The 12,073-nt window shown below is 44.2% G+C and carries 13 protein-coding genes; all 13 read left to right on the top strand.

Annotated elements, in window-relative coordinates; translation table 11 throughout:
• Positions 1-38 precede the first annotated feature (38 nt).
• The 13 genes from atpE (at position 39) to DW793_RS08160 (ending at position 11,709) form a co-directional block, all read left to right on the top strand.
• On the top strand, positions 39-293 hold the full coding sequence (gene atpE, locus DW793_RS08220; RefSeq protein ID WP_022288618.1) for an ATP synthase F0 subunit C: 255 nt from the start codon (positions 39-41) through the stop codon (positions 291-293).
• A 55-nt stretch (positions 294-348) separates the two neighbouring features.
• Complete coding sequence (atpF, locus tag DW793_RS08215) at positions 349-864, top strand: F0F1 ATP synthase subunit B (RefSeq protein WP_038671185.1); 516 nt, start codon at positions 349-351, stop codon at positions 862-864.
• On the top strand, positions 864-1,412 hold the full coding sequence (gene atpH, locus DW793_RS08210; protein WP_117877640.1) for an ATP synthase F1 subunit delta: 549 nt from the start codon (positions 864-866) through the stop codon (positions 1,410-1,412). The genes atpF and atpH overlap by 1 nt, the downstream gene beginning before the upstream one ends.
• A gap of 20 nt (positions 1,413-1,432) precedes the next feature.
• Positions 1,433-2,947: a F0F1 ATP synthase subunit alpha gene (gene atpA / locus DW793_RS08205; protein WP_022288615.1), complete on the top strand. Its 1,515-nt coding sequence runs from the start codon at positions 1,433-1,435 to the stop codon at positions 2,945-2,947.
• A gap of 13 nt (positions 2,948-2,960) precedes the next feature.
• Positions 2,961-3,824: an ATP synthase F1 subunit gamma gene (gene atpG, locus DW793_RS08200; protein WP_118157602.1), complete on the top strand. Its 864-nt coding sequence runs from the start codon at positions 2,961-2,963 to the stop codon at positions 3,822-3,824.
• A 62-nt stretch (positions 3,825-3,886) separates the two neighbouring features.
• Positions 3,887-5,296, top strand: a complete 1,410-nt coding sequence (gene atpD / locus DW793_RS08195) for a F0F1 ATP synthase subunit beta (RefSeq protein WP_118157601.1) — start codon at positions 3,887-3,889, stop codon at positions 5,294-5,296.
• Positions 5,297-5,412: 116 nt separating this feature from the next.
• Entirely contained in the window at positions 5,413-5,814 is a 402-nt protein-coding gene (gene atpC, locus DW793_RS08190) for an ATP synthase F1 subunit epsilon (RefSeq protein ID WP_022288612.1), read from the top strand.
• 156 nt (positions 5,815-5,970) lie between these two features.
• Positions 5,971-7,749, top strand: coding sequence for a Na/Pi cotransporter family protein (locus tag DW793_RS08185; protein WP_022288611.1), 1,779 nt, complete (start codon positions 5,971-5,973; stop codon positions 7,747-7,749).
• Between the two features lie 95 nt (positions 7,750-7,844).
• The gene (locus DW793_RS08180) at positions 7,845-9,299 is read left to right on the top strand and encodes a nicotinate phosphoribosyltransferase (protein ID WP_118157600.1); all 1,455 of its coding nucleotides are present in this window, start codon (positions 7,845-7,847) and stop codon (positions 9,297-9,299) included.
• 92 nt (positions 9,300-9,391) lie between these two features.
• The gene (locus DW793_RS08175) at positions 9,392-9,646 is read left to right on the top strand and encodes a heavy-metal-associated domain-containing protein (RefSeq protein WP_117864473.1); all 255 of its coding nucleotides are present in this window, start codon (positions 9,392-9,394) and stop codon (positions 9,644-9,646) included.
• Positions 9,647-9,915: 269 nt separating this feature from the next.
• Entirely contained in the window at positions 9,916-10,290 is a 375-nt protein-coding gene (locus DW793_RS08170; protein WP_117904649.1) for a metal-dependent transcriptional regulator, read from the top strand.
• Positions 10,287-11,069 carry a ZIP family metal transporter gene (locus tag DW793_RS08165; protein WP_118157599.1) on the top strand — a complete coding sequence of 261 codons (783 nt, stop codon included), beginning with the start codon at positions 10,287-10,289 and terminating at the stop codon, positions 11,067-11,069. Before DW793_RS08170 ends, DW793_RS08165 begins: the two co-directional genes overlap by 4 nt.
• 337 nt (positions 11,070-11,406) lie before the next feature.
• On the top strand, positions 11,407-11,709 hold the full coding sequence (locus DW793_RS08160) for a hypothetical protein (RefSeq protein WP_118157598.1): 303 nt from the start codon (positions 11,407-11,409) through the stop codon (positions 11,707-11,709).
• The last annotated feature ends 364 nt before the right edge of the window (positions 11,710-12,073 follow it).

The raw sequence follows: 12,073 nt of genomic DNA, 5'->3' as shown, positions 1-12,073 counted from the left end.
GAAAAGTATAAATATGTAAATAACGGAGGTTTATCATTATGGAAAAGGCTATTCTTCTTGGCTGTTCAGCAATCGGTGCAGGACTTGCAATGATCGCAGGTATCGGACCTGGTATCGGTGAGGGCTACGCAGTAGGAAAGACTATCGAGGCTATCGCAAGACAGCCTGAGGCTAAAGGCGACTGCACAAGAACAATGTTCATAGGCGTTGCTATGGCTGAGTCAACAGGTATCTACGCATTCGTAGTTGCACTTATCCTGCTCTTTGCTAACCCATTTATCGGAAAGCTTTAATAAAAAGCTTCAAACAAGATTTGCTCTGCATTGGTGTGGAGGGGAGGTTGGATAAATGGTATTGGCAGCAGGCGATGTGACAGAGTTTCTGTCAATAGATCTGACAACGATAATTGCGACTTTGCTCAATACGCTCATACTGTTTTTGGTGCTCAAGCATTTTCTGTTCGATAAGGTGAACAAGGTCATCGAGGACAGGAAAAATGATGTTAAGGAAACTTACAGGCAGGCTGACGAGGCGAAAGAAAATGCCGAGAAGCTTGAAGCTGAGTATACAAGCAGATTAGAGGGAGCAAAGGAAGAGTCTGCACAGATTATACAGACGGCAACAAGAAAGGCTCAACAGCGTTCTGACGAGATAATCAGCGAAGCGAGAACTGAGGCAAAGGGTCTTGTGGATAATGCTTCAAGAGAGATCGAAAGAGAAAAGAAGATCGCTGTCAACCAGATCAAGAACGAGATCACCGATATTGCTTTCTCGGCTGCGGCAGCAGTTGTGGAAAAGGATATGACAGGCGAGGACAACGAACGTCTTATCGAGAAGTTCATCGACAATGTGGGTGAGATGTAATGGCAGACAGTATCGGGAATATTTACGGCAACGCACTTTTCGAGGTGTGCTGCGAGGAAAACTGCCTTGATGAAGTCTATGGTGAGCTTGGGAGCATAAGGGATATACTTTTCTCTCAGGGTCAGGAGGAATATGTGGAGCTTCTTGCGTCTCCACTGGTGACGGAGAACGAAAAAAGGGCGGCGCTGGAAAAGGTGTTTATGGGCAGGATACAGCCTGTTACGCTTAATTTTCTTTGCCTTGTGAGCGAAAAGGGCAGGATAAGGTTTCTGCCTGAGATATGCGCAAAGTTCAAGGAGCTTTATGAAAAGCATAATAATATCATAGAGGTCACTGCGGTGACGGCTATGCCTCTGTCTGAAAGGCTCAGGGACAAGCTTGTGGCTAAGCTGGAAGCTGTTTCGGGGGCAAAGATAGTGCTTGTGGAAAAGGTGGACAAAAGCCTTATGGGCGGTATCGTGCTGAGATATTCAGACACAGAAATAGACGGCAGCGTCAGAACTAAGCTTGATGATATCAAGGCTCAGATCGACGGGGTCATTGCATAGGAAAGGAACGGTATTTTAACATGAAATTACGTCCTGATGAAATAACAGGCTTGATAAAACAGCAGATCAAGGACTACCGCAGCAAGCTGGAGCTTGACGATGTGGGGACGGTCTGCACTGTTGGCGACGGAATTTCAAGAGTTCATGGACTTGACAAGTGTATGTCGGGCGAACTTCTTGAATTTTCTAACGGAACATACGGCATGGCAATGAACTTGGAGCAGGATTTTGTAGGCTGTGTACTTCTCGGCTCTGAGGACGGAATAAAAGAGGGGTCTGGAGTAAAGAGAACAGGCAGGATAGTTTCTGTGCCTGTGGGAGATGCGCTTCTCGGACGAGTTGTGAACGCTCTCGGTGCACCTATCGACGGCAGGGGCGCTGTGCTTACAACAGAAACAAGACCTGTGGAAAGCCCTGCTTTCGGAATAATTACAAGACAATCAGTAAACAGACCATTGCAGACAGGTATCAAGGCTATCGACTCTATGATACCTATAGGCAGAGGTCAGCGAGAGCTTATCATAGGTGACAGACAGACAGGTAAAACTTCTATTGCACTTGATACTATCATAAATCAGAAAGGCAAGGACGTTATTTGTATCTATGTTGCGATAGGTCAGAAGCAGTCTACTGTGGCAAACGTGGTGGATACCCTTTCTAAACATGGGGCAATGGATTATTCTATAGTTGTATCGGCAACGGCTTCTGAAATGGCGCCTTTGCAGTATATAGCACCATATGCAGGCGTTGCAATGGCAGAATATTTCATGCTTCAGGGCAAGGACGTGCTGTGCGTTTATGACGACCTTTCAAAGCACGCTGTGGCGTACAGAACTATGTCACTTCTGCTTCAAAGACCGACAGGACGTGAGGCTTATCCGGGAGATGTATTCTATCTCCATTCAAGACTTTTGGAGAGAGCCTGCTGTCTTAACAAAGACTACGGCGGAGGCTCTATAACCGCTCTGCCTATTATCGAAACTCAGGCAGGCGATGTTTCGGCTTATATTCCGACAAACGTTATATCTATCACTGACGGACAGATATTCCTTGAATCTGAGCTGTTCTTCTCAGGCGTCAGACCTGCGGTAAACCCTGGTATATCAGTATCCCGTGTAGGCGGTTCGGCACAGATAAAGGCTATGAAAAAGGTTTCAGGCTCGCTGAAACTGCTGTATTCGCAATATAGAGAGTTGCAGTCATTCTCGCAGTTCGGCTCTGACCTTGACAAAGACACTAAGGAAAGACTTGCACAGGGCGAACGTATCGTGGAAGTGCTCAAACAGGGCAAGACCTCGCCACTGGACGTTGAGAAGCAGGTGGTCATAATCTATGCGGTGGTAAACAACTATCTGAAAAATATCAGAGTTGAGGATATCGCTGAATTTGAGAAAGATCTTTTTGTGTATATAGATGAAACGCACCCTGACATTTTCTCTTCAATAAGAGAAACAGGAGAGCTTACAAAAGAGAATGAACAGGCAATAAAGGACGTGCTTGCGGAGTATTCACAGAAGTTTCTTCAAAGCAGATAAGGAGCGCTGAGCAATGGCAACAGCTAATATGAAAGACGTCAAAAGACGTATCAAAAGCGTTGAAAGCACCATGCAGATAACAAAAGCCATGCAGCTTGTGGCAGCTTCTAAGCTCAGACGTGCCAAGGATAAGGCGGTGGCAGTTCAGCCGTTCTTTGAAACGCTTTTTAAGACAATGTGCGATATATCCTGCGACAGAGCTTTCAAGTCGGTGTATACAAAGAAGAAGTTCCTTAATTCCACACTGCTTATAGTGGTGGCAGGCGACAGGGGACTTGCAGGAGGATTTAACTCCAACGTGCTGAAAATGGCTAAGGCAAAGGCTGACGATGTGCTGTCATCAGGCGGTCAGCTTCGTGTCATGGCTGTGGGCAAAAAGGCTGTTGAGTTCTTTGAGAAGCGTGACTATGACCTTGTGTGGAAATATCCGCAGATAGCGGAGAGCATTGACGCTGACACTGTTATGGACATTGCGGAAGATGTTATCGCAGGCTTCAGAAATGGGGATTATGACAAGGTAGAGCTTGTGTATACCACCTTCGTGTCGGCTCTGACACAAGAGCCTTGCAGCTTGCAGATACTTCCTGTGAAGGATCTTGACAAGCTTGGGGGAAGAAAGCACCCGTCAACTATCTATGACCCGTCCCCTGAGGAGGTCTTTGACGGCATGATACCGCAGTATATAGGCGGTATGCTTTATTCTGCGATAGTGGATTCTTACGCTTCTGAGCAGGCGGCAAGACGTACTGCAATGGAGTCTGCAACGGACAATGCAGGAGAAATGATAGACAACCTGTCGCTTCTTTACAACAGAGCAAGACAGGCGCAGATAACTCAGGAGCTTACGGAGATAAGCTCGGCAACTATCGGAAGATAGTATTTAAAAGACGTGACGGCTATGATGATAGCTTATATCCCTTTTTGAAAGGTGGTAAATAAATGAAAAGCAAAAACATAGGCAAGGTAGTCCAGATAGTTGGTGCGGTAGTCGATATCCGTTTTGAAAAGGACAGCCTGCCTGATCTGCTCAATGCCATTGAGATAGACAACAAGGGCGAAAAGCTCGTTGTTGAGGTGGCTCAGCATATAGGCGACGATATAGTAAGATGTATCGCCATGGGCTCTACGGACGGTCTTGTGAGAGGTATCGACGCTGTTGATACCGGCAAGGCTATATCTGTTCCGGTGGGCAAGGAAACTCTTTCGAGAATGTTCAATCTTCTGGGTGAGCCTGTTGACAATCTGCCTGCACCTGAAACTAAGGAGCGTTGGGAGATACACAGAGAGCCTCCGACATATGAGGAGCAGTCCGGCTCAAATGAGATACTTGAAACAGGCATCAAGGTAATCGACCTTATCGCACCATATCTGAAAGGCGGAAAGATAGGTCTTTTCGGCGGTGCAGGCGTAGGCAAAACGGTGCTTATTCAGGAGCTTATAAATAACGTTGCCAATCAGCACGGCGGTATCTCGGTATTCACAGGCGTTGGAGAGCGTACCCGTGAAGGCAACGACCTTTATTATGAAATGAAAGAGTCGGGTGTTATTGACAAGACCGTGCTTGTGTATGGTCAGATGAACGAGCCGCCCGGAGCTAGAATGAGAGTTGCACTTTCAGGTCTGACAATGGCGGAGTATTTCAGAGATGTTGAGCATCAGGACGTGCTGCTTTTTATCGACAACATATTCAGATTCACTCAGGCAGGCTCTGAGGTTTCGGCACTCCTTGGCAGAATGCCGTCAGCCGTTGGTTATCAGCCTACCCTTGCAACTGAAATGGGTCAGTTACAGGAGCGTATCACTTCAACAACAAAAGGCTCTATCACTTCCGTTCAGGCAGTTTATGTGCCTGCGGACGATTTGACAGACCCTGCGCCTGCAACTACGTTTGCTCACCTTGACGCAACAACTGTGCTTTCAAGAAGCATTTCATCACTTGGTATCTATCCTGCGGTTGACCCGTTGGAGTCAAACTCCAGGATACTTTCGCCTGAGATAGTGGGAAATGAGCATTATCAGGTGGCAAGACAGGTCCAGTCTATCTTGCAGAGGTATGTGGAGCTTCAGGATATCATCGCTATCATGGGTATGGACGAGCTTTCTGACGAGGATAAGCTCACTGTATCAAGAGCAAGAAAGATACAGCGTTTTCTGTCACAGCCGTTCTCCGTTGCTGAGCAGTTCACAGGTATGAAGGGCAAATATGTGCCTATCAAGGAAACTATCAGAGGCTTCAAGGAGATAATTGAGGGCAAGCATGACGACCTGCCTGAATCTGCTTTTCTGTTCGTGGGAACTATCGACGAGGCTGTTGAAAAGGGCAGACAGATCGCAGAAAGTGAACAGTAGTAACAGAACGTTTAAAGAAAAATACTTGACAAGAGTCGGATTATAGTATATAGTGAATGTATGTGGCAATTTTGTGCCGCATGCGCTGATTTGTAAAAAACTTATGGAGAAAGATTATGACGCCTTTTGATCTTAAGATAATAACCCCTGAAAAAACTTTTTTTGAGGGGAATACTGAGCAGATCATTGTGAGGACCGTATCAGGTGATATTGGTATACTTGCAGGTCATGCGCCATATGTGGCAAATATCGTTTCTTCTCCTTTCCGTATCAAAATAGAAGGTGAGTTCAGAACAGCCGCTATTTCGGGAGGGCTTATAAAGGTGTCTGCTGACGGTGTGACAGTGGTGACATCTGCTATCGAATGGGCTGATGAGATAGACGTTGCAAGAGCCGAAAAGGCAAAGGCGGCGGCAGAGAACAAGCTCAGAGAAAATGCTAGCCAGAAAGAGTTTGAAAGGGCGGAGCAGAAACTGCGACGTGCCATGAACAGACTTGTGGTGGCAGGAAAGAAATAATTATCAAAGTCAGAGCCTTGCGGGATATCCGTGCAGGCTTTGGCTTTGTTTTATTTATTAAGTAAAATCGGCGTAAAGGTAAGGTAAGTAATGGGGTGCGCAGGGGCGTGCTCGGACGTTGTGCAGTGGAAAAAACAAGAAAAGGAATGAATTGATTTGAGTATCTTTAACATTATCGGAATGGCGGGCGGACTTGGTCTGTTTTTGTACGGAATGACCATATTGAGTTCGGGACTTGAAAAGGCTTCGGGCGGACTTATGGAGAAGGTCCTTGCGAAAATGACAGGAAACGTGTTCTCAGGAATACTTTTCGGTGCATTGGTAACAGCAGCGGTGCAGTCATCATCGGCAACTACGGTCATAGTGGTGGGACTTGTAAACGCAGGTCTTTTGAAGCTTAAGGGCGCAGTTGGAATAATCATGGGAGCAAATATCGGAACGACCATGACAACGCAGATATTAAGGCTCACAAACCTCGAGGGCGACAGCAGCGGCCCTGCTATATTGCAGCTTTGCAAGCCGTCGAATTTCTCGTCTATACTTATCGTTATCGGTCTTATCATCATAATGGTGGGAAAGAAGAACAAGACAAAGAACGTGGGCGAGATAATGATGGGCATAGGTATCCTCTTTACCGGAATGATACTTATGCAGGAGAAGATCGCTCCGCTGGCAGAGCTTCCGCAGTTCGAGCAGCTTTTTGCAGTGCTTAAAAACCCTGTTCTGGGCGTATTGGTGGGTGCGATATTCACGGCTATCATACAGTCATCAGCCGCTTCTATAGGCATTTTGCAGGCGCTTTCAGTGTCAGGCGCTATCACATTCGCTTCTGCATTTCCTATCATAATGGGTACTAACATCGGTACTTGTGCTACACCTCTTATTTCAAGTATAGGTGCTTCAAAGAACGCTAAGAGAGCCGCTATGATACACTTCTATTTCAACCTTATCGGTACTATAATCTTTCTTATCGGCGTTTATATCATTCAGTATACAATAGGACTTCCGTTCTGGAATAAGAGCTTTACAACGGGAAGCATCGCAAACTTCCATACTATCTTCAATGTTGTGGTAACTATAATCTTTCTGCCGTTCTATACAGTGCTTGAAAAGCTTGCCGAATGGACTATCAGAGATAAGAAGAACGCTGAGGACGATGATACTTTCACTAAGGAGGATCTCCTTGACGACAGATTTCTTGTTACTCCAAACGTTGCTATCGCACAGGCTACAGAGGCAGTTGTTCAAATGGGCGTGCTGGCACAGAAGAATTTCATATCGGTAAGAGAGCTTTATGACAAGTATGACCTTAAGTCTATCGACAAGATAAAAGAGCGTGAGGAGCTTATCGACAGGCTTGAGGACAGAGTAGGTTCATATCTTATAAAGCTCAACGACTGCGGTCTGAACGAGGATGAGTCGAGAACTGTTACAGCGCTTTTCCACCTTATCTCAGAGTATGAGAGAATAGGCGACTATACTATAAACATCTATGAAACTGCGGATGTTCTTTATGAAAAGGAGATCGGTTTTTCTGAGCAGGCGAAGCACGAGCTTGACGTTGTGTGCAACGCCATTCAGGAGATAATCGGGCTTGCTATCGAAGCCACAAAGACAGGGGATATGAACGTTCTCAAGGAGATCGAGCCACTTGAAGAAGTAGTAGACAGACTTGTTGAGGAGCTTAAGGCTGTTCATATCGACAGGTCTAAGAATGGTCTTTGCAACATCGAGGTGGGTGTGAACTTCCTAGATATACTCACAAATGTGGAGAGAATATCAGACCACTGCTCAAATATTGCGGTCTATCTTATTGCAAACCAAGAGAAATACAACAGCCTTAAAAAGCATGAATATCTTGATAAGCTTCACAGAAACGGTCCTGACTATTACGAGAAGCTGTTGGCTGAATATTCAGAAAAGTTTGCGCTTTAGTTCAGGTTTTTGCACCTGTGGCGTGATATAATATTGTAAAACAGCAAGGAGGGACATTAGTCCCTCTTGTTATAAGCTGAAAGGGAGAGAGCAAAATGGACAAATTCAATTACACTATGCTGTGCGATTTTTATGAGCTGACAATGGGAAACGGCTATTTTGTAAGCGGTATGCAGGAAAAAATATCTTATTTTGATCTGTTTTTCAGACAGATACCTGACGGTGGCGGATTTGCCATTGCCTGCGGTCTGGAGCAGGTCATAAACTATATCGAAAATCTTCATTTTGACGAAGAGGACATAGAGTTCCTGCGCTCAAAGGGCATTTTTGACGAGGGCTTTCTTGAATATCTTAAGGATTTCCGCTTCACAGGAGATATATTTGCTGTGCCGGAGGGTACTGTTGTGTTCCCTAACGAGCCTATTATAACGGTGAGAGCACCTGCGGTGCAGGCTCAGCTTGTGGAAACTTATCTTCTGCTTTGCATAAATCATCAGACACTTATTGCAACAAAGGCTAACCGTATTGTAAGGGCGGCTCAGGGCAGAGCGGTATCTGAGTTTGGTTCAAGACGTGCTCATGGTGCAGACGCTGCCATACTCGGTGCAAGAGCCGCAGGCATAGGCGGTTGCTCAGGCACAGCCTGCACTATCACAGACCAGCTTTTCGGCTTTAATGCAACAGGCACAATGGCACATTCATGGGTGCAGATGTTTGACAGCGAGCTTGAAGCTTTCAAGACTTACTGTAAGTGCTATCCTAATGGCACTGTTCTGCTTGTGGACACTTATAATGTGCTGAAAAGCGGTGTGCCTAACGCAATAAAGGCTTTTGACGAGGTGCTGAAGCCTATGGGCTGCCGACCTGTGGGAATAAGGATAGACTCGGGAGATATAACTTATCTTTCCAAGAAAGCAAGAAAAATGCTTGACGAGGCAGGCTATCCTGATTGCAAAATATGTGCTTCAAACGCCCTTGACGAGTATCTTATAAGAGATATGATATATCAGGGCGCTAAGGTAGATATGTTCGGAGTGGGCGAAAGACTTATCACCGCAAAGAGCGAGCCTGTTTTCGGAGGAGTTTACAAGCTTGCGGCTGTGGAGGACGATGATGGCAATATTCAGCCCAAGATAAAGATTTCTGAAAACGTGGCGAAGATAACGACTCCGCATTTCAAAAAGCTTTACAGAATTTATGATAAGGACAATCACAAGGCTGTGGCTGACCTGCTGTGTATTCATGACGAGGTGATAGATGAAAGCAGACCCCTTACGCTTTTTGACCCACAGTTTACATGGAAGAAAAAGGTTGTTACAAACTTTGAGGCAAAGCCTATTCAACAGCAGATATTCAAGGACGGCAAGTGCGTATACAAGAAGCCTGCATATGAGGATATCGTAAAGTATGCGGCGGCTGAGATAGACACTCTTTGGGACGAGATCACAAGATTTGAAAATCCGCACACTTATTATGTTGACCTTTCTCAGAAGCTTTGGGAAGTGAAGAATTATCTTCTTGCGGAGAACAACAGACAAACGGCAGATTAAAATTTACATTATTGACTTGAAAAAAGCTATAGGCTGTGTTACAATAAGCATGGTTAGTAAATTCTAACCTATTAAGCATTGGAGGGTCAGAAATGGAAAAGATAATAGTAAAAATAGACGGAATGATGTGCGGAATGTGTGAATCGCATATGAATGACACTTTCAGGCAGAATTTCAAGGTGAAAAAGGTAAGCTCTTCCCATGCAAAGGGCGAAACTGTGGCTATAGTTGATGAGGATATCCCTGATGAAAAGCTTAAAGAAGCAGTTGAGAAAACAGGCTACACTTTTATTTCCGCTGAAAGAGAGCCTTATGAGAAAAAAGGATTTTTTGCAAGATTCAAGTAAATAGCTATGCACAAAGCCGTGGCAGATGAAAAGGTCTGTCACGGCTTTTTTGTTTGCTTGACAAAACATATTTTCTGTGATATAATAAATATCAGTTAGTATACATTAACTGATGTTCTATACTTTTGATACTGCACGAAGAGGGTGTGGCTAAGTTTGCAAAAAAGCTTTTGTGAAAAGGCGTTTTGTTTTGATATGCTTGGCTTCGTGGCGTGCGGTAATTTTAAAGATATAAGTTAGCCATAACTAATAAAGAAAGGGGAATATAAATGGGAAACATTCACACGTCTGGGGAGGACTATCTGGAGGCGATACTCGTTTTATGGAACAAGCAAAACGGCGAGGTGAGGAGCATTGATGTTGCAAGGGAACTGAATGTTACAAAACCCAGCGTATCAAACGCTATGAAGATACTTCGTGAGGGAAGGTTCATCACAATGGACGAAAACGGCTTCATTACTCTCACTGACGACGGCAGATATGTTGCGGAAAAGATTTACGAAAAGCACCTTGTATTGACAGAGTGGCTTGTAAGTCTTGGTGTTGACAGAAAAATATCTGAGCATGATGCCTGCAAGATAGAACACGTTTTGTCTGACGAGAGCTTTGCAGCATTGAAGAAGCATATCAGTGAAGAACAATGAGCATGACTATTTTTAAAGGCATTCTGATACCGTTTTTGGGTACATCTCTTGGTGCGGCGTGTGTGCTTTTCATGAAGAAAAATATGCATTATCTTGTCCAGCGAGCCTTGACAGGCTTTGCGGCAGGAGTAATGGTGGCGGCAGGCGTGTGGAGCCTGTTAATACCCTCTATGGAGCAATCAGCGAAAATGGGTAGACTGAGCTTTGTTCCTGCGGCGGTGGGATTTATGCTTGGAGTGTTTTTTCTGCTTTTTCTCGATAGAGTTATACCACATCTTCACATGAATGCCATTGAACCGGAGGGTACAAAAAGCGGTTTCAAGCGAACTACAATGCTTGTGCTTGCGGTGACGCTTCACAATATCCCCGAAGGAATGGCTGTTGGCGTTGTATATGCAGGCTGGGCGGCTGACCATCATGCCATAAGCGCCGCTGGTGCGTTGGCATTATCCCTCGGTATCGCAATACAGAACTTTCCAGAGGGTGCGATAATATCCATGCCACTGCGTTCGGAGGGTATGGGAAAGGGAAAAGCCTTTGTTTACGGCGTTTTATCGGGAGTGGTCGAGCCTGTGGGGGCTGTGCTGACGATATTATTGGCACAGTTTATAATCCCTGTTTTGCCGTATCTTCTAAGCTTTGCGGCAGGTGCTATGATTTATGTCGTGGTGGAGGAGCTTATACCTGAAATGTCGGAAAAGCCACACTCAAATATTGGAACTATAGTTTTTGCGCTGGGCTTTGTGCTTATGATGATACTTGATGTGGCACTTGGATAGGTGTTTTTTATGTTTACATAGGGATCATCTTTATGCATGGTAAGTGTATTGAATATCTTTTTGTATAGCTGGGTATATCATTTTGAAGTGATATGCCTGGCTTTGTTTTGTGTGTAAATTGCATTTGTTAATTTGTTTATCTTAAACGTTTGATGTTAATATGAAATGTAAACGTTTTTTTACTATTATTTTCTTTGGCAATGAAAGACAAAAATAATATAAAATGATGATTACTTATAGCACAATGTACTAAGTTTGTGATAAAGTAAAACTGCAATAATTCAACAAGCTAAATTAAGTGGAAATTAGCTAATGTGATGAAAAAAGGAGTATGGTTATGACAGGAGTAATGAGAAGATTTTCTGCGGCTCTGGCGGCTGCGGCAATGGCTGTTAGCATTGTGCCCTTCGCAGATATCAGCGCATATGCGGAGTATGCGGTGACACACCCAGAGGGATTTGTTTACGCTGACGGCTCAAAGTTTATGTGCGACGGAAGCCCTTACTATTACGGCGGCACGAACTGCTATTATCTCACCTATAAGTCAAAGAGTGAGGTAAAGAATGTTTTCGATGACGCTTCAAAAATGGGGCTTAAAGTAATAAGAATTTGGGGAAATCTTGACGTTCATCAACCTTAACAAAGGGCAGTTTTCCCAAATGACCTTATTCCGATAAAAATCCAATAAAAATGAAAAGAGTGTCAATCTCCAATATAACGGAGACGGGCACTCTTTCTGCTTATATAAACATTTTAACAAATAACAGTATTGTCAAATTTCGATCAAAGCAACTCGTTTCAAAAAAATAGCCATTCTGCTATTAGCAAAACGGCTGAATAGTTTTCGTAAATTTCCGTATTTGACGTTGGTAGCTAATTGTTGTATCTAGCCAAAATCAAAATCAATTTCTTGGAATTATTATAACATATTACTGGTGAAAAGTCAATATAAATATAGCTTTTTATCAAATTTTATCAATTTTCATCGAAATTAATAATTTTTA

Origin of the sequence: Ruminococcus sp. AM31-15AC (assembly GCF_003462045.1) — a bacterium.
Lineage (GTDB): Bacteria > Bacillota > Clostridia > Oscillospirales > Ruminococcaceae > Hominimerdicola > Hominimerdicola aceti.
This window is presented reverse-complemented; position numbering and strand designations above follow the sequence as displayed.

Bases quoted from the DNA above. Each gene is read 5' to 3' on its own strand.
- atpH (WP_117877640.1), top strand. From the start codon at position 864: ATGGCAGACAGTATCGGGAATATTTACGGCAACGCACTTTTCGAGGTG.
- DW793_RS08160 (WP_118157598.1), top strand. From the start codon at position 11,407: ATGACAGGAGTAATGAGAAGATTTTCTGCGGCTCTGGCGGCTGCGGCA.
- DW793_RS08180 (WP_118157600.1), top strand. From the start codon at position 7,845: ATGGACAAATTCAATTACACTATGCTGTGCGATTTTTATGAGCTGACA.
- atpA (WP_022288615.1), top strand. From the start codon at position 1,433: ATGAAATTACGTCCTGATGAAATAACAGGCTTGATAAAACAGCAGATC.
- DW793_RS08175 (WP_117864473.1), top strand. From the start codon at position 9,392: ATGGAAAAGATAATAGTAAAAATAGACGGAATGATGTGCGGAATGTGT.
- atpD (WP_118157601.1), top strand. From the start codon at position 3,887: ATGAAAAGCAAAAACATAGGCAAGGTAGTCCAGATAGTTGGTGCGGTA.
- atpF (WP_038671185.1), top strand. From the start codon at position 349: ATGGTATTGGCAGCAGGCGATGTGACAGAGTTTCTGTCAATAGATCTG.
- atpG (WP_118157602.1), top strand. From the start codon at position 2,961: ATGGCAACAGCTAATATGAAAGACGTCAAAAGACGTATCAAAAGCGTT.
- atpE (WP_022288618.1), top strand. From the start codon at position 39: ATGGAAAAGGCTATTCTTCTTGGCTGTTCAGCAATCGGTGCAGGACTT.
- DW793_RS08165 (WP_118157599.1), top strand. From the start codon at position 10,287: ATGAGCATGACTATTTTTAAAGGCATTCTGATACCGTTTTTGGGTACA.
- atpC (WP_022288612.1), top strand. From the start codon at position 5,413: ATGACGCCTTTTGATCTTAAGATAATAACCCCTGAAAAAACTTTTTTT.
- DW793_RS08170 (WP_117904649.1), top strand. From the start codon at position 9,916: ATGGGAAACATTCACACGTCTGGGGAGGACTATCTGGAGGCGATACTC.